Source organism: Pseudomonas sp. 9.1(2019), from assembly GCF_009910445.1.
Taxonomy (GTDB): Bacteria; Pseudomonadota; Gammaproteobacteria; order Pseudomonadales; family Pseudomonadaceae; genus Aquipseudomonas; species Aquipseudomonas paraversuta.
Map to the genome: position 1 here is coordinate 234,975 of NZ_VBWF01000004.1, position 16,307 is coordinate 251,281.

The window sequence follows — 16,307 nt, forward strand, 5'->3', positions numbered from 1 at the left end:
GCCGCTGGCTGCGACTACAGGGTTTTGCGGGTTAGAGCTCGATACTCATGCCGTCAAAGGCCACTTCAACCCCCCGGCGGGCCAGTTCGGCACGTTCGGCAGAGTCTTCGTCGAGGATCGGGTTGGTGTTGTTAATGTGGATCAGGACTTTGCGCTGCCCGGGCAATTGCTCAAGCACTTCGAGCATGCCACCGGGGCCGTTTTGTGCCAGATGGCCCATTTCACGACCTGTACGGGTGCCGACGCCACGGCGCTGCATTTCGTCGTCGTCCCACAGCGTGCCGTCCACCAGCAGGCAGTCGCTGCCGGCCATGATGTCCAGCAATGGCCCGTCGACCTTGCCCAGCCCCGGGGCGTAGAACAGTTTGCCGCCGGTGCGCAGGTCTTCGACGATCAGGCCGATGTTGTCGCCGGGGTGCGGGTCGAAGCGATGCGCAGAATAGGGCGGCGCAGCACTGCGCAAGGGCAGTGGACTAAAGCGCAGGTTCGGGCAGGCCGGGATGGTGAACGTGCCTTCAAGCTCGATGCGGTGCCAGTTGAGACCGCCGTTCCAGTGCTTGAGCATGTTGAATAACGGGAAGCCGGTGCTCAGGTCTTCATGAACCATGTCGGTGCACCACACGTCATGGGGACAGCCTTCGCGCAGGCTCAGCAGGCCTGTGGTGTGGTCAATCTGGCTGTCCATCAGAACAATGGCGCTGATCCCCGTGTCACGCAGGGCGCGGCCTGGCTGCATGGGGGCAAAACTTTGCAGTTGCGCACGAATGTCGGGTGACGTGTTGCACAGAACCCAGTTCACGCCGTCATCGGAGATTGCAATCGAGGACTGGGTTCGGGCCTTGGCGTTCAGCGTGCCATCGCGAAAACCCGCACAGTTGACGCAGTTACAGTTCCACTGCGGGAAGCCGCCGCCAGCGGCGGAACCTAGAATCTGGACAAACATGGCATGCTCTCTTGCAATTCTGAAAATAAAAACGCCCCGGCGAACCGAGGCGTTGGGTTGCTCTGCTCAGCTCTGTTGTGCACAGAAGCAGCGCAGATCAACGGCTAGCGAAATACATGGTGACTTCGAAGCCAATACGCAGATCAGTGTAAGCAGGTTTTGTCCAAGCCATGAGGTAACTCCTTCAGCGGTAGTGGGTGGGGTCTCTAACGTTAGTCCGGCTCCCGAGGGAGTCGTTCCTGTGCTTAGGCGATCATGTTACTAAATCAGACCGTTCTTGAACGACCAATGTCGGAAAAAGCTCGTTACACAGATGGTAACGATCAGCTTCTCCCCTGATAAAACGTTTCAGTTGCAGTGTGTGTTGCGAGGCACAAGTAGCCGATATCAGCCTGGGCAATGTGCTGTGCCGCTTTCAGTGTAGTGCCTGGTTCCAGCGCCAGAAGCGCGGCGTAGAGGGCCTCGAGGTAATCCGACGGGTGGCCTGCCAGTTTGGCTTGCCACAACAGCTTAGCGGCCTGGAGCGCGCCCAGGGCCTCGGTCGAGAATTGCCGTGCCAAGGCATCACGAGCCTGGGTGAAAGAAGTTTCATCCAGCGAGCTGACCAATTGCGGCAAATCGGCGAGAAAGGTCCGGATGTGCCCGAAGATTTCAGCCGTTGAGGCGTGGGGTGATTGCACGCCGAACAGCAGGCCGGTCTGGCCATTGATTTGGCGCAAACCACTGAACACCGCGTAGCCCAATTGCAGCTCGCCCCTTAGCCGCTGATAGAACGGGGTTTGGGCGATATGGGCCAGCAGGCGCCAGGCCGCTTCAGCGCCAAGGTTGCCCACTGGCGAAGGACAAAATAGTAGCAGGGCCTGTTCGCTGGAATCGCAGGGTTCGGTGCGCCAGAAGTGCCGGTTTGCAGATTCGGGCTCCTGCCTGATCTGTGCATCCGGGGTGCCGGGAACTCTGGCCAGTGCCGCTGTGATCAGCGACTGGGTGGCGGCGGGCAAACCGACAGCCAGCCCGTCCCACTGCGCCGTGGCCCAGCACTGCTGCAGATCGCCGGCCACATAGTCGCTACCAGGCTGGCAGACCTCTGGCAGGCGCTTGAGCAATTGGCGAATGGGTATCAATGGCCTGGCAGGGGGGGCGTTAGTCAATGGCCCGGTCGAGGGCGTAGCCAGTGCGCGCAGAGCGTGTTCGAGAATGGCGGGCATGGGCATCTGAAAGCCCTGCAGTTTCAGCAGCCAGTCATTGCCGCAAGGGCTGAACGACAGTTCGACACCGGCCGCGCGGGCATCTTGCTGCAGTGGGCGCAGGCTGTTTTCCAGGCCTGACAGCACGCCTTCTGCAGGTGTTGCGTGCAAGCGCCAGCGCAGGTAAATCGCTGCTTCGCCGTTATGGGCAGGCACCGCCGAACTGAAGTTCATTGCGGACATATCGCGACGGCTGCGCAAACGGTCCTGGGCAAAGGTGCGCAAGCCACGGTGAGCACTGGTTTGCCCGCGAATCAGGCCGGCACTGACCGGCTCTTTTGGTGCGCGCAAAAATGGATTGGCCGCCGGCAATTGCCAGGTGTACCGGCAGGTCGAGACCGGCACGGGCTGCATCTGCCCCAGTATGGCTTTAAGGACCGCCACGGCTTGATCCGACAACGGCCCCTCAGCTTGCTCGCAGTCCAGGCGGGCCAGTTCCATTGCGCCACAAACTTCCATCTGACGCTGCTGCAGTAAACGAAACTCCTCCCGCAGAGCGGGCCAGTCTTGTTGAGTGCTGAAGAACGCCAGCCAGTCGTAGAACATCTCGCTTATCTGTGTTGCGGTCTGAGTGATCTCGGCAGCTGCGCTGAACTCGATTTGCAACAGGGCCTGCCCCTTGAACTGATACAGCACCGCAGCTTTCAGGTTAGTGATCAGTTGCTCCTGGCATAGCCGGGCCACCAGGCCGTCGGGTTTATCGGCATTGATCCAGTGGCACAGAAAGTCCAGGGCCTGTCTGGAGGCGGGCGGCAGCTGCTCGAAGGCGAACATCAGGTTCAGGTGCTGGCCGTCGATGTGTTGATAGCCCGGCCCGGCATCAGTCATCAATTTGGGGGGCGCACTCTGTACAACGGTTTCTGCACGTCGTAGATCGGCGCAGCTATGTTCAGCCAGTGCGGTCAGTTGGTCTACGGATAACGGCCCCGTCAGGCTGAGGCTCATTTGCCCGGTTTGATAGAACGCTTGGTAAAAGTCCTGCAGCGCCTGCTGAAAACTCTGGCGAGGTATTGGCAGGCTGTAACGGTTACCGGCATGGAAAGCCCTGAGCGGATGTGCCGGATTAAGGGGTTGCAGCAGTTTTAGCTGGTGCTGTGCCGAGGGCTCACGAGCCCAGGCGATAAATTCGGCATGCAGTACTTCGCGTTCGCGCAGTTGCTCATCCAGATTCATGCGCGGATGCGCGAGCATGTCGCACAAGCGCTCAACACCGCCGGCAAAGGTATCGGCTGACAGCTCAAAGAAGAAGTCGGTGTGACGCTCGCTGGTTCTGGCATTCACTTGGCCGCCATGGCGTTGCACGTAGGCCATGAGGTTGTCTTGTGCCGGGAAGCGCTCCGTGCCGAGGAACAGCAAGTGCTCCAGAAAATGCGCGAGGCCGGGCCAGGCGGCGGGCACATCGTGACTGCCTGCGGCAACGCGCAATACGGCCGCGCAACGCTTGAGGCGCGGCTCATGGCGTACAGAAAGACTCAGACCGTTGTTCAGGGTCGAGCGTTGGGTGTGAGGGTGGTTCAGCGCAGGCATGGGCACTTCCGGAACAGAGAAGCGCTCATGCTAGCGGATTACGGGCAATTAGCGCTTGGTCAGCTCGTTGTAAAGTTCTGGGCGGCGATCGGCGAGGTAGGAATTGGCGGTTTTGGCAGCCAGCAGTTGCGGGTGTTCGAGGGTCGCAGCAATCAAGGTTTCGTCCTGTTTTGCCAGGGCAACCTGCCGGCCGTTGGGGGCGGCGATACTGCTTTGACCACAGTAATGGATATTTCCTTCATGCCCGCAATAGTTGGCGTAAGCCACGAAGCACTGGTTTTCGAAGGCGCGGCAGCGCACGGTGACATCGGCGATAAAGTCGTAGGGCACCATGTTGGCAGTGGGCACCACAATCAGTTCTGCACCGGCCAGGGCCAGACGCCGGGCATTTTCCGGGAACTCCAGGTCATAGCAAATCAGCAGGCCGAGCTTCCAGCCATTGAGCTCGACAACCGGGAACGCATCGGGACCCTGGCTGAACATGGAGTGATCCAGTTCACCGAAAAGATGGGTCTTGCGGTAGTTGCACAGGCTTTTGCCATGGGCATCGATCAACTGCACGCTGTTATAGATGTGCCCGTCGGCACCGCGCTCGGGGTAGCCGTACACGATCGCCTTGTTGGTGGTTTTGGCCAGCTCGGCAATTTGCTGCGCAGCGTCGCCGTCGTGGGTCTGTGCGAGTTCGGCCACGGCCCTGGCGCCGATGTTGTAGCCCGTGAGGAACATTTCGGGCAGCACCAGCAAGTCGACATCTTTGGATTGCCGCGCAATATTGCCTAAGCGCTGCAGGTTGCCCGCGATATCCAGCGGCAGGGGCGGGCATTGATAAAGGGCGACGCGCATGGGGTTCTCCGGTGTAAGTGCTGACTGTTTGTGGCGGTGACTTCCATAACCCTTGGGTCAGCCAGACTCAAGGGTCATGGGAGTATCACGGCGGTGTTCAGTCCGGAAGGGCGATCGGGCCGATTTCATGGAATACATCGCCTGGCCCCGGGTTCTCGGCATGGGTGCTGCCGCCGAAGTGGGTCATGATGCCCCATACCGCATTCAATGAGGTCTGCACCGCGCCTTCCACCCAGGCGGGGGTCCAGGACACATCATCGCCGGCAATGAAGATTCCGCGCTGCTCGTCGGGTAAATCCTGCTGCATGAAGTGTGCATACATGCGCTGGTTGTAGCGATAGTGCCCTGGCAGCGCCCCTTTGAAGGCGCCAAGGAAGTGCGGATCGGCTTCCCAGGACACGGTGATCGGGTCACCAATGATGCGGCTGGCGATATCCACCTTGGGGTAGATTTTCTTCAGCGAGTCGAGCGCCAGTTTCACGCGCTTTTCTACGGGGTGTGGCAGCATTTTAAGTGCATCGCTCATCCACGAATACGACAGGCAGATGACCCCCGGCTTGTTGTCGCCGTTATCAAACAGGTAGGTGCCACGGGTCAGGCGATCGGTGAGGGTCATGCTCATCAGGTCGCGGCCGGTCTCCGGGTCTTTGTCTTTCCAGAACGGGCGGTCAACCATGACAAAAGTTTTCGAGGACTGCATGTAGCGTGTGCGGTCCAGGGCCATCCACACTTTTTGCGAGAACAGCGATTCTTCGCATTCGATCTGGGTGGTCAGCAGCCAGCTTTGGCAGGTGATCAAAATGGCTGCATGGGAGCGCACTACACCGAGGTTGTCGGTGACGCAGAACTGTCCGTCAGATGCGCGGGAGATGGCTTTGACTCCGGTGCGCGGGGCACCGTTATGCAATGAGCTGAGGCTGGTGCCCTCGGGCCAGTGGGCGCAGCGCTCGGGTGCATGACGCCAGATGCCCAGCGGGACTTGCTCAACTCCGCCAACCACCAGGTGTTGATGGTCGTCACAGTTGGTCATCACGACACGAAAGATCTCGAGCATCGAATTCGGGAAGTCGGAGTCCCATCCGCCAGTGCCAAAGCCGACCTGGCCAAATACCTCACGGTGCTGGAACGACAGTTTGGCGAAGGCTTTTGACGTGGCGACAAAGTCGTAGAACGTGCGGTCGTCCCACAGCGGAACCAGAGTGTTCCACAGCTCTTTGAGGCGAGGTACGTCACGGTCGCGGATGGCTTGCTGAATATCACCAAAGCGCGAACCTGACTCAAGCGCATCGGCCCAGGCGTCGGCGACTTCCTGGAACAGTGCAGGCAAGTCCGCCATTTTCTGTGCGTAGAAAGTCTGGCCTTCGAGGTCGATAACGGTGCTGCCCGACGCGGGCGTCAATGGGTTGGGGAACGGTTTGGTTTCCAGTCCCAGCTTGTCGACGTAGTGGTAAAACGCGGTCGAGGACACCGGGAAACGCATACCGCCCAGCTCGGCGATCACCCCTTCACTGCCTTCAAAGGCCTGCGAGCGCAGGCGTCCACCCATCTTTGAGGCTTCATACACTACGGGTTTGAGGCCCAGCTTCATCAGTTCGTATGCCGCTACCATTCCGGCCATGCCGGCGCCGACGATCGCGACTTCGGTCCCCAGCTTGTCGGCCGGGATACTGCCCAGGCCAGCCGGGTGTTCAATCCAGTCATCAAAGGCAAACGGAAAGTCCGGGCCGAAGATGGTGATGGGTTTTTTTCCGTCGATGGGGTGGCGATTATTCTTGTTCATGGCTGACCTGCTGGCGACCCGCGTTTAACGCTGAGTATAGGAAAAGACAGGCACCATGATAGGGAGCGCAGAACACGTTAATAAGGCGCAATGTGTCGTCGTTATGACTGTTTATTGGTCAATGTGACGAATATGGACTGCATATTGCTGTGTATGACGGTTGAAAAGTTACCCGCGGTCGACTTTGCTGCTGAGAATGATCGAGGTGGTGGTTTTTTCAACACCTTCGACATTGCCAATCTGATCCAGCAATTGATCCAGCTGCTCGGGAGAGTCGCTGCGAAGCCAGGCCACATAATCGAACTCGCCACTGACTGCACACAGTTGCTGGACCTGGGCCATGGCGCTCAGGCGTCTGACCACCTCTTTGCCCGCGCGCGGCTGCACGGTGATGCCTACATAGGCCTGCAGTCCGCCATCAATCAGTCGCTGGCCCAGGCGAACGCCATAGCCGGTAATCACTCCGGTTTTCTCCAGTCGTGCCAGGCGCGAGGTCACCGTGGTGCGCGCGATCCCCAGCTGGCGAGCCAGCATTGCCACGCTTTCGCGGGCATTGAGTTGCAGGGCCCCGATCAATTGGCGGTCGGTTTCATCCAGCGCGGGCGGGTGGGCATCAGACAAGGGAGGGCTCCTGTGGCATTGGTGACGCGGGTGGTCATGGTACATGGCCTGACGGCTCGTGGTTGCAGGCGCCATAGATCAGCCTGTTGTTTTAAGCGCCCGGGACTTTCAGATGGCGGAAGAAGTGTTGGCCGCAGGCGAGCCAGCGCTGCTGCGCTGGAGCCAGAAACACGAAAGCCGCGCAGTGCGCGGCTTTGAGTATGGTGGGCCCAGTAGGACTCGAACCTACGACCAAGGGATTATGAGTCCCCTGCTCTAACCAACTGAGCTATAGGCCCTCAGTAGGTCGCGGATTATAACGATGGTTTCTCGTGAGTGCTATCCGAAAAGTCTGAAATAGAGGCGTGAACAATGGTCTCTGCGATTTTTTGCGGTTTGCGCCGTGCTGGCGATGTGGGTCTGTGTCTGTTCGCAGCTTTGTGCAGCAAGAAAATCCTGTGAACCCAGGTCTCGGCACTCGTCGCTAATGATGGTTTTGTCGGGGGTTTCTTCGCAGGCAGGGGGCAAGAGGTTGCAGTCGTGGAGTGGTCTGCGGACGTGACATGCGCCTGGCAGGCGAAAGAACGGGGAGGGCAGGTTGCTATAAAGCAAAACCCCCGGCAGGGCCGGGGGTTTTGGTATCACTCGTCGAGGAAGGAGCGCAGATGCTCGCTTCTCGTCGGGTGGCGCAGCTTGCGCAACGCCTTGGCTTCGATCTGACGAATCCGTTCACGGGTAACGTCGAACTGCTTACCAACCTCCTCAAGGGTGTGGTCGGTATTCATGTCGATGCCGAAGCGCATGCGCAGTACTTTGGCTTCACGTGCGGTGAGGCCGGAGAGTACGTCGCGTGTCGCTTCTTTAAGGCTCTCAACGGTGGCTACATCGATTGGCGACTGCATGGTCGAGTCTTCGATGAAGTCGCCCAGATGGGAGTCTTCGTCATCACCGATCGGGGTTTCCATGGAGATCGGCTCTTTAGCGATCTTCAATACCTTGCGGATTTTATCCTCAGGCATTTCCATGCGTTCGCCCAGCTCTTCCGGGGTCGGTTCACGACCCATTTCCTGCAACATCTGGCGGGAAATGCGGTTGAGCTTGTTGATCGTCTCGATCATGTGCACCGGAATACGGATGGTGCGGGCCTGGTCGGCGATCGAGCGAGTGATCGCCTGACGGATCCACCAGGTGGCATAAGTCGAGAATTTGTAGCCGCGGCGGTATTCAAACTTGTCTACCGCTTTCATCAAGCCGATGTTGCCTTCCTGGATCAAGTCGAGGAACTGCAAGCCACGGTTGGTGTACTTCTTGGCGATGGAGATCACCAGACGCAAGTTGGCTTCAACCATCTCTTTCTTCGCGCGGCGGGCCTTGGCCTCACCGATCGACATGCGACGGTTGATGTCCTTGATCTCGGCAATCTTCAAGCCGGTTTCAGCTTCCAGTGCAGACAGCTTCTGCTGGCAACGGATGATGTCCGGTTGCAGGCGACCAATGGCTTCAGCGTATTTGCTTTTGCCTTTGGCCAGCGCGTCGCTCCAGCTTTCGTCGACTTCGTTACCCGGGAACAGGCGCAGGAAGTCGGTGCGCGGCATGCGTGCATCACGTACACACAGCTGCATGATGGCGCGCTCTTGTGCACGCAGACGCTCCAGGGCGCTACGAACACGCTCAACCAGGCCTTCGAATTGCTTCGGGACCAGTTTGATCGGCATGAACAGCTCGGCCAGTGCAACCAGCTCGGCAATTGCCTGCTTGCTGCCGCGACCGTGCTTTTTCAGTGCCTTGCGAGCGATTTCCATCTGATCGGAAACGGCGCCGAAACGCTGAGCCGCGATGATCGGGTCAGGGCCGCTTTCGACCTCTTCCTCTTCTTCGGTGGACTCTTCCTTTTCGTCCTCTTCGTCGTCACCTTCGGCTTTCACCTTTGGGTCGACAGGAGGCGGTACTTCGGCTGCGGGCGGCGCAATACCGTCGTCCGGGTCGATATAACCGCTCAGAACGTCGGACAGGCGGCCACCTTCGGTGGTGACGCGAGTGTACTCGGAGAGAATATGGTCAACCGTGCCAGGGAAGTGCGCAATTGCGCCCATCACTTCGCGGATGCCTTCTTCGATACGCTTGGCGATTTCGATTTCGCCTTCACGTGTCAGCAGTTCTACCGTGCCCATTTCACGCATATACATGCGTACAGGGTCGGTAGTACGACCAATGTCGGTCTCTACTGCCGCCAACGCGGCAGCTGCTTCTTCAGCAGCTGCTTCGTCGGTGTCAGCATCGGCCAACATAAGGGCGTCCGCATCCGGAGCACTCTCGTGTACGGGGATCCCCATGTCATTAATCATGCGGATGATGTCTTCCACTTGCTCCGGATCTGAAATATCTTCGGGCAGGTGGTCGTTGACCTCTGCGTAAGTCAGATACTTCTGCTCACGGCCGAGGGTGATCAACTCTTTGATACGAGACTGCTGTTGCGCTTTTCCGGACATAACACCCTATCCACTGAAGGTCTTGGCGGGCAAAAAACAAGCCGAGGATTATACCTTAGCTATGACCTCACGCGCCAGTTGAGGTCGGGTTTGATGCGGGATTATTGCGACTTAGAAGGTCGCGTAACTGATTTTTCTCCTCGGTACTGAGCTCGCCTTGACGTGCTTTTCGAAGAAGTTGCTCTAGATTTCGCTCGCGTTGGCGAGCTGACAGGCTAGTTATAGTGTCGAAAAACTGTTGTTCAAGGTTGTCGGCATCAATTAACCATTCCTTTTCCAGCAATCTTTGCAATAAACGACCCTGTTCAGTCCCGTGCCAACGGGATAACAACTGAATAGAGCTTAGCTTAGGATTTTTCTGTACGGCCTCGACCAGAGCGATCAGCAGTTGATTATTAGTCTGGTCTTCTGCGGCAAAGTGCCCGGCATCTTCAACTTTCGCAGCCAGTTGCGGGTGATGCAGCAGTGTGCGCAGGGCGGCCAGGGTTGGCGGCTCGACCGCTGCCGGGATGCGTGGCCCGCGGGGCTGGTCATTGTCGCCGCCGCGCTTGGATTTTTTGTCCCAGGGCTTGTTTTCCCACTTCTTGCCGCCAGCGCCAGGTTTTTTCGGCGCCCACTCCTGTTGGGGGAGGTAGGTGTCCGGTTGCTGGAAGTCGCTGTAGTCAGGCATGCCGTCGTAATCAATGCCCGGGTCATAAGCAGGTTGCGCCTGCGCCTTTGCGGGTGCGTTCTGCGCCAGCTGGCTGACGGTTTCACTGGTGAGGCCGGTTATCTCGCTCAGGCGTTGGCGCATCAGGGTCCGCAGGTTGGTCCCCGGGACTTTATCGATCAGCGGTGCTGCCAGGGTTGCCATGTGGGCCTTGCCTTCAAGCGAGCGCGGGTCGGACTCTTCTGTCAGTTGCTGGAAGAAATAATCGGCCAGCGGCTGTGCATGCTGGTTGATACGCGCCTTGAAGGCGTCAGTGCCTTCGGAACGCACCAGCGTGTCCGGATCTTCGCCTTCGGGCAGGAACAGGAAGCGCGCGCGACGGCCGTCCTGCAGGCAAGGCAGGGTCGCCTCCAGTGCGCGCCAGGCAGCGTTGCGGCCGGCCTGGTCACCGTCAAAGCAGAACAGGACGCTGGGCACCACGCGGAACAGGCGCTTCATGTGTTCTTCGCTGGTTGCCGTGCCGAGTGTGGCCACGGCATTGCGCAGGCCTTGCTGGGCGAGAGCGATAACATCCATGTAGCCTTCGACGACGATGATTTCGTCGAGGCTGCGGTTGAATTTGCGCGCTTCGAACAGCCCGTACAGTTCCTGGCCTTTATGGAAGACCGGGGTTTCGGGGGAGTTCAGGTATTTTGGTTTGTCGTCGCCCAGTACCCGGCCGCCGAAAGCAATGATGCGGCCACGACTGTCGCGGATCGGAAACATGACTCGATCGCGAAAGCGGTCATAACGTTTGCCGGTTTCGGCATTTTCGACCAGCAGGCCGGCGTCGATCATGGCCTTTTGTTGCAGCGTGTCGCTGCTCAGGTGCTTGTACAGGTTGTCCCAGCCGGGCGGGGCGAAGCCCAGTCCGAAGTCGCGGGCTATTTCGCCGGTCAGGCCGCGTCCCTTCAGGTAGTCCACGGCCGCTTTGCGTGCCGGATGGCCTTTTAGGGCCTGGCGATAAAAGTCGGCTGCGGCTGTCAGAAGCGGGTAGAGCGGAGAGTCGGTGGGCTGCCTTGGCTTGTGTGGGCGGCCGCTTTCTTCCCGGGGGATTTCCATGCCCGCGGCTTTGGCCAGTTCCTCTACAGCCTGGGGGAAGTCCAGGTTGTCGTGGTCCATGATAAAGCCTAGGGCATTGCCTCCTGCGCCGCATCCGAAGCAGTAATAGAACTGTTTGTCGGGGCTGACGCTGAAGGATGGTGTTTTTTCTTTGTGGAAGGGGCAGCAGGCGGTGTAGTTCTTGCCGGCTTTCTTCATTTGCACGCGTGAGCTGACGACATCGACGATATCGGTACGGTTAAGAAGGTCGTCAATGAAGCTCTGGGGGATTAACCCGGCCATGGCGTTCTCGTCATCTCTGCGCAGAAATTAACCCGCATGAGGGCTTGGTCGTCGTACGTGCAGGCAAGTGTGCTGCCAGATCGCGGGACGTCTGCTCAATCATGTTGGGGGAGTGTATCTGTCGAAACGTCACTGATTTATTTTTAATCAGGGTAAATGGCTTCGATAGGTGTCGCGCTCTGAGTCCGGCATTGACCAATGGCTGGTCTCGGATAGCTCATAAGCAGGTACTGGAGAGGTACCTTGGGCTGATCGTCTTTGGGAAAATCAGAGGGGTGTGCTCGTCGGTAGCCTTGGAAGGCTCGTCAGTAAAGACGTGCACCGCTGGCTATTAGGCCAGGTCTGACGTGATGTAGCGTTTTGTCGCGGTCGCATCTGCGGCCTTGACAATAAAACATGTAACTAAAGCTGCAACTGCCTACGGCCCGGCTTTAGGCCGGGCTTGGCAGAAGCGTGCTTCGAACGTCTGTGTATTAGTACAGACGAACGGCGCGGCGCTGCTCGCGCTGAACTTTCTTCGCGTGACGCTTAACAGCAGCTGCTGCTTTACGCTTACGCTCAGAAGTCGGCTTCTCGTAAAATTCGCGGCTGCGAACTTCAGCCAGAACACCGGCTTTTTCGCAGGAGCGCTTGAAACGACGCAGAGCTACGTCGAAGGGTTCGTTCTCTTTTACTTTGACGGCTGGCATCCAGAGCTACCTTCATTCATTACCGGGGTCAACGTCTCAAGGCAAAATCGCGTTGGAAGACGTCGGTTTTTAAGGGTTGCGGATGTTAACCCCTCATCGCCCGGAATGCAAAGCCTCTGATCGAAAACCGCTGGCCGGGGGCGGGAGTGGCGACTATTATGCGCGCCTTCGAATTTAGCCTCTACAAGGCGTAAACCCATGCTAGTACTGGGATTAGAAACCTCCTGCGACGAGACCGGCGTCGCGCTTTACGACAGTGAACGCGGGCTTTTGGCCGACGCACTGTTCAGTCAGATCGACTTGCACCGCGCTTATGGCGGTGTGGTTCCGGAGCTGGCTTCAAGGGATCACGTCAAGCGCATGCTGCCCTTGATTCGTCAGGTGCTGGCTGAGGCTGGCTGTGTGCCTACAGAGATTGATGCGATCGCCTACACGGCAGGGCCTGGATTGGTCGGAGCCCTTCTGGTTGGGGCTTCATGTGCCCAGGCGCTGGCGTTTGCCTGGGGTATTCCGGCCTTGGGTGTGCACCACATGGAGGGCCATTTGTTGGCTCCAATGCTGGAAGAGCAGCCCCCGGAATTCCCGTTCGTCGCTTTGTTGGTGTCGGGCGGTCATACGCAGTTGGTGCGTGTGGATGGCATCGGCCAATACGAGTTGTTGGGCGAGACCCTGGACGACGCGGCCGGAGAAGCATTCGACAAGACGGCGAAGATGATGGGGCTCAACTACCCGGGCGGCCCTGAGATTGCGCGACTGGCCGCTCAGGGCGTTGCGGGGCGGTTTGTGTTCCCCAGGCCCATGACTGACCGTCCGGGGCTGCAATTCAGTTTCAGCGGCCTTAAAACCTTTGCCTTGAATACCTGGCAGCGCTGTGTGGCGGCTGGTGATGACACAGAGCAGACCCGTTGCGATATCTCTCTGGCGTTCCAGCAGGCGGTGGTCGAGACCTTGACCATCAAGTGCAAGCGGGCTTTGAAGCACGCAGGCATGAAGCGTCTGGTGATTGCGGGCGGGGTCAGTGCCAATAAGGCGCTGCGGGTTTCGCTCGAAAAAATGCTCGGCGAAATGAATGGCAATGTTTACTACGCCCGACCGGAGTTTTGTACGGACAACGGCGCAATGATTGCCTTTGCCGGCTGCCAGCGGTTGCAGGCCGGTCAGCATGAAAGCCTGGCGATCAGTGTGCAGGCGCGCTGGCCGATGGAGCAATTGAAGCCGCTGTGAGTGCGGGGCGTAAGGCATGAGTCGGTGTTGCGTGAGCGTATTTCATGCGCGCTATTCAGAAATGCCGTTCGCGCCCGGCCATCAGGTCGCGTAAATTGCTGCGGTGGCGCCATACAATCAGCGCCGTCAAGGCGCACATGGGCAGCAGGGCAGCAGGCTCTTGCCAGGCCAGCAATGGCAGGGTCAGAGGTGTGGCTATCAACGCTGCCAGTGAGCTGGTGCGGCTTAGCTGGAAGGTCAGTAGCCATGCGGCAACGGCCAGCAGGGCGGCAGGCGGGTAGAGTCCCACCAGCATGCCTGCGGCAGTGGCAACGCCTTTGCCGCCGCGAAAGCGGAAGTACAACGGGTACATGTGGCCGAAGACGGCGCAGATACCGATCCAGGCTTGTTGCTGGAGCGGGAGACCGAGCTGGTTGGCCAAAAGTACAGGCAGCAAGCCTTTGCACAGGTCGCCGAGCAGAGTCAGGACGGCGAGCTTTTTGCCGGCAAGGCGCAACATATTGGTCGCGCCGGCATTGCCCGAGCCACTCATTCGCGGGTCGGGATTTCCCGTCAGGCGGCTGAGCAAAATGGCGAAGGACAGAGAGCCAAGCAGGTAGGCGAAAATCGCCAGTAACCAAAACATGCTAACTATTCCGGGCGAGGACGCCCTGATTCTAACGGCGCATTGCGCCCTTGTCGTGCTGCGGAGAAAAGTGCTTGGACAGAGTGTTTATCGAAGGCCTGGAAGTTGACACCGTGATCGGTGCTTATGACTGGGAGCGTGGCATCCGCCAGTGCTTGCGGCTTGACCTGAGTTTCGCGTGGGATAATCGCCCGGCTGCGGCCGGTGATGACCTGACGCTGGCCCTGGATTACGCGAGTGTTTCTTCGCGAATCCAGGCATTTGCCGAGGCAGCTCAGTTCCAGTTGGTGGAGACTTTTGCTGAGCGTCTGGCCGAAGTGCTGATGACTGAATTCAATATTCCGTGGTTGCATCTGAAGCTGACCAAGCCCGGCGCCGTTTCGGCGGCCACCGGTGTGGGCGTGGAGATTGAGCGCGGATGTCGCTAACTCAGGTTTTCCTCGGGCTGGGCAGTAATGTCGAGCGTGAAAAGCATTTGTGCGCCGGGCTTGACGCCCTTGCTGGATTTTTGCAGGACATGAGCTGTTCTGCAGTGTTTGAAAGTCAGCCGGTGGGCATCAGGAGCGGGCCTTTTTTCAACCTGGTGGTGTCGGCAAAAACTGACTTTCCGCTGGCTGAACTAAGTCGACGTTTGAAGTTGATCGAGGCGGATAACGGACGTTATGCCCAAGATCGCAAAGGTTTGCCTTTGGATATCGACGTGTTGTTTTACGGTGATCTGGAAGGCAACTTTGATGGCTTGATTTTGCCCCGTGCAGAGATTCTCAAAAATGCTTTTGTCTTGTGGCCCTTATCGTTGATAGCGCCAGACAAGGTGCATCCGGGCGTGGGCAAGACTCTGGCTCAGATGTGGGCAGAAGCACAGATCGATCAAGTTCTGGCGCCTGCAGCATTTGAATGGCGGGGGGAGCAGTTGACCCCGGCCGGGATGCTTTTGCCTTAGTAGTCGCTGGTGCAGGCTGCGATGGGTTGCCTGGCGACCCTGCTGTGAAGGTCCTTCGGCCCTTAGCGCAGCCTGCGCCATCGACTACAAGAGCGATGTCTCAGGCTTTTGCTGCTTCTTTGTAGGCTTGCAGCGCCTTTAGCCGTTCGTGCTTTAGCGCTTCCCCGAGTTCAGGGCCTTTGAAACCCTGCTCAAGTAAAGGCTGGACGGCCACGGCCTGGGCAGCCTTGGCAGCTCCGCGCAGGTAATCGGCCTGTGGATACGGGCGATTCTCCAGTCCCAGGCGCCCTTTGGCGTCCATCTCGCAGGCTACGATAAACTCCTCAAAACGCTGCGGTCGACGATATACGTCAAAGCGCTGCAGCAGTTCCAGTAGCGTTGATGCCTTGAGTTCCAGAGCGCGGTGGCCGTGGGTGTGATATTCGCCCACAAGGAGTGCCAGTTCCTGACAGTCGCGCGGCACTTTGTAGCGCTCGTTGACCGCTTTGATCAGGCGCAGCCCTTTGTGCTCGTGGGCAATGTGTCTTGGCCAGTCCTTTTCAGGTGTAAGCCCTTTGCCCAGATCATGCAGCAGGCAGGCCCAGCGCACGGTCAGTGGCTGATTGTGCAGGGCTGCCTGCTCAAGCACGCTCAAGGTGTGTACGCCGCTGTCGATCTCCGGGTGATGTGCAGCAGGCTGGGGTACACCAAACAGGGCATTGATCTCCGGTAGCAGCACTTCCAGAGCCTCGCAGCTGCGCAGTACTTCCAGGAATACCTGAGGCTGATCTTCCATCAGGGCCCGGGAGATTTCTTTCCAGCAACGCTCCGGGGTCAGCGCTTGCAGTTCGCCTGAGCGAGACAGTTGGCGCATCAGCTCCAGGGTCTCGGGTGCGATGCTGAAACCGAGTCCGGCATAGCGCGCGGCGAACCGGGCAACTCGCAATACCCGGAGGGGATCTTCGGCGAATGCGGGTGAAACATGGCGTAAAATCCGCGCCTCAAGATCGCGTTGACCATGGAAAGGGTCGGTCAAATTGCCTGAGTCGTCCTCAGCCATTGCGTTGATGGTCAGGTCGCGCCGGATCAGGTCTTGTTCAAGGGTAATGTCGGGGCTTGCATGAAAGATGAAGCCGCCATAGCCCTGGCCGCTTTTGCGCTCTGTGCGGGCCAGTGCGTATTCCTCCCCGGTTACAGGGTGAAGAAATACCGGAAAGTCCGAGCCCACGGGGCGAAACCCTTTGCTGAGCATTTGTTCGACTGTTGCGCCGACCACTACCCAATCTATATCTGTGACGGGCTTGCCCAGCAGGCGATCCCTTACGGCACCGCCAACTTTATAAATCTGCATAAAAAACCTCCGTTAGCACGACAGGATAACGCTTGCGC

Annotated in this window: 14 protein-coding genes and 1 tRNA gene; 3 read left to right on the forward strand and 12 right to left on the reverse strand. The window is 58.5% G+C overall.

Annotated features, from left to right (window positions below):
* Nucleotides 1-31 precede the first annotated feature (31 nt).
* The 10 genes from pqqB to rpsU form a co-directional block, all read right to left on the reverse strand.
* Nucleotides 32-943, reverse strand: a complete 912-nt coding sequence (gene pqqB, locus FEZ21_RS05640) for a pyrroloquinoline quinone biosynthesis protein PqqB (protein WP_160626642.1) — start codon at nucleotides 941-943, stop codon at nucleotides 32-34.
* A gap of 97 nt (nucleotides 944-1,040) precedes the next feature.
* On the reverse strand, nucleotides 1,041-1,115 hold the full coding sequence (gene pqqA / locus FEZ21_RS05645; RefSeq protein ID WP_003444522.1) for a pyrroloquinoline quinone precursor peptide PqqA: 75 nt from the start codon (nucleotides 1,113-1,115) through the stop codon (nucleotides 1,041-1,043).
* Nucleotides 1,116-1,266: 151 nt separating this feature from the next.
* Nucleotides 1,267-3,714: a pyrroloquinoline quinone biosynthesis protein PqqF gene (gene pqqF, locus FEZ21_RS05650; protein ID WP_160626644.1), complete on the reverse strand. Its 2,448-nt coding sequence runs from the start codon at nucleotides 3,712-3,714 to the stop codon at nucleotides 1,267-1,269.
* Between the two features lie 48 nt (nucleotides 3,715-3,762).
* Nucleotides 3,763-4,557 (reverse strand): carbon-nitrogen hydrolase family protein, encoded by a 795-nt coding sequence (locus tag FEZ21_RS05655; RefSeq protein ID WP_160626646.1) that lies wholly within the window; start codon nucleotides 4,555-4,557, stop codon nucleotides 3,763-3,765.
* A 97-nt stretch (nucleotides 4,558-4,654) separates the two neighbouring features.
* Nucleotides 4,655-6,337: an NAD(P)/FAD-dependent oxidoreductase gene (locus tag FEZ21_RS05660; protein WP_010656666.1), complete on the reverse strand. Its 1,683-nt coding sequence runs from the start codon at nucleotides 6,335-6,337 to the stop codon at nucleotides 4,655-4,657.
* Nucleotides 6,338-6,505: 168 nt separating this feature from the next.
* A complete protein-coding gene (locus FEZ21_RS05665; protein WP_010656665.1) occupies nucleotides 6,506-6,958 on the reverse strand; it encodes an Lrp/AsnC family transcriptional regulator in 453 nt (150 codons plus the stop codon).
* Nucleotides 6,959-7,159: 201 nt separating this feature from the next.
* Nucleotides 7,160-7,236: transfer RNA gene (locus tag FEZ21_RS05670), tRNA-Ile, on the reverse strand.
* Between the two features lie 342 nt (nucleotides 7,237-7,578).
* Nucleotides 7,579-9,426: an RNA polymerase sigma factor RpoD gene (gene rpoD, locus FEZ21_RS05675; RefSeq protein ID WP_003444517.1), complete on the reverse strand. Its 1,848-nt coding sequence runs from the start codon at nucleotides 9,424-9,426 to the stop codon at nucleotides 7,579-7,581.
* A 67-nt stretch (nucleotides 9,427-9,493) separates the two neighbouring features.
* The gene (gene dnaG, locus FEZ21_RS05680; protein ID WP_160626648.1) at nucleotides 9,494-11,458 is read right to left on the reverse strand and encodes a DNA primase; all 1,965 of its coding nucleotides are present in this window, start codon (nucleotides 11,456-11,458) and stop codon (nucleotides 9,494-9,496) included.
* Between the two features lie 473 nt (nucleotides 11,459-11,931).
* A complete protein-coding gene (gene rpsU / locus FEZ21_RS05685) occupies nucleotides 11,932-12,147 on the reverse strand; it encodes a 30S ribosomal protein S21 (protein WP_002551877.1) in 216 nt (71 codons plus the stop codon).
* A gap of 198 nt (nucleotides 12,148-12,345) precedes the next feature.
* On the opposite strand from rpsU, the gene tsaD reads away from it, so the two are divergent.
* Nucleotides 12,346-13,371 carry a tRNA (adenosine(37)-N6)-threonylcarbamoyltransferase complex transferase subunit TsaD gene (tsaD, locus tag FEZ21_RS05690; RefSeq protein ID WP_003444515.1) on the forward strand — a complete coding sequence of 342 codons (1,026 nt, stop codon included), beginning with the start codon at nucleotides 12,346-12,348 and terminating at the stop codon, nucleotides 13,369-13,371.
* A 55-nt stretch (nucleotides 13,372-13,426) separates the two neighbouring features.
* Here tsaD and plsY read toward each other — a convergent pair whose 3' ends face one another.
* The gene (plsY, locus tag FEZ21_RS05695; RefSeq protein WP_003444514.1) at nucleotides 13,427-13,996 is read right to left on the reverse strand and encodes a glycerol-3-phosphate 1-O-acyltransferase PlsY; all 570 of its coding nucleotides are present in this window, start codon (nucleotides 13,994-13,996) and stop codon (nucleotides 13,427-13,429) included.
* Between the two features lie 74 nt (nucleotides 13,997-14,070).
* Between plsY and folB the strand changes: the two genes are divergently transcribed.
* Complete coding sequence (gene folB / locus FEZ21_RS05700; protein WP_003444513.1) at nucleotides 14,071-14,424, forward strand: dihydroneopterin aldolase; 354 nt, start codon at nucleotides 14,071-14,073, stop codon at nucleotides 14,422-14,424.
* Nucleotides 14,415-14,939, forward strand: coding sequence for a 2-amino-4-hydroxy-6-hydroxymethyldihydropteridine diphosphokinase (folK, locus tag FEZ21_RS05705; RefSeq protein ID WP_003444512.1), 525 nt, complete (start codon nucleotides 14,415-14,417; stop codon nucleotides 14,937-14,939). The genes folB and folK overlap by 10 nt, the downstream gene beginning before the upstream one ends.
* 100 nt (nucleotides 14,940-15,039) lie before the next feature.
* Here the strand turns inward: folK and FEZ21_RS05710 are convergent, their stop codons facing one another.
* Nucleotides 15,040-16,269, reverse strand: a complete 1,230-nt coding sequence (locus FEZ21_RS05710) for a multifunctional CCA addition/repair protein (RefSeq protein WP_003444511.1) — start codon at nucleotides 16,267-16,269, stop codon at nucleotides 15,040-15,042.
* Nucleotides 16,270-16,307: the final 38 nt, after the last annotated feature.

Bases quoted from the DNA above. Each gene is read 5' to 3' on its own strand.
- pqqB (WP_160626642.1), bottom strand. From the start codon at position 943: ATGTTTGTCCAGATTCTAGGTTCCGCCGCTGGCGGCGGCTTCCCGCAG.
- pqqF (WP_160626644.1), bottom strand. From the start codon at position 3,714: ATGCCTGCGCTGAACCACCCTCACACCCAACGCTCGACCCTGAACAAC.
- FEZ21_RS05655 (WP_160626646.1), bottom strand. From the start codon at position 4,557: ATGCGCGTCGCCCTTTATCAATGCCCGCCCCTGCCGCTGGATATCGCG.
- FEZ21_RS05660 (WP_010656666.1), bottom strand. From the start codon at position 6,337: ATGAACAAGAATAATCGCCACCCCATCGACGGAAAAAAACCCATCACC.
- rpoD (WP_003444517.1), bottom strand. From the start codon at position 9,426: ATGTCCGGAAAAGCGCAACAGCAGTCTCGTATCAAAGAGTTGATCACC.
- dnaG (WP_160626648.1), bottom strand. From the start codon at position 11,458: ATGGCCGGGTTAATCCCCCAGAGCTTCATTGACGACCTTCTTAACCGT.
- rpsU (WP_002551877.1), bottom strand. From the start codon at position 12,147: ATGCCAGCCGTCAAAGTAAAAGAGAACGAACCCTTCGACGTAGCTCTG.
- tsaD (WP_003444515.1), top strand. From the start codon at position 12,346: ATGCTAGTACTGGGATTAGAAACCTCCTGCGACGAGACCGGCGTCGCG.
- plsY (WP_003444514.1), bottom strand. From the start codon at position 13,996: ATGTTTTGGTTACTGGCGATTTTCGCCTACCTGCTTGGCTCTCTGTCC.
- folK (WP_003444512.1), top strand. From the start codon at position 14,415: ATGTCGCTAACTCAGGTTTTCCTCGGGCTGGGCAGTAATGTCGAGCGT.
- FEZ21_RS05710 (WP_003444511.1), bottom strand. From the start codon at position 16,269: ATGCAGATTTATAAAGTTGGCGGTGCCGTAAGGGATCGCCTGCTGGGC.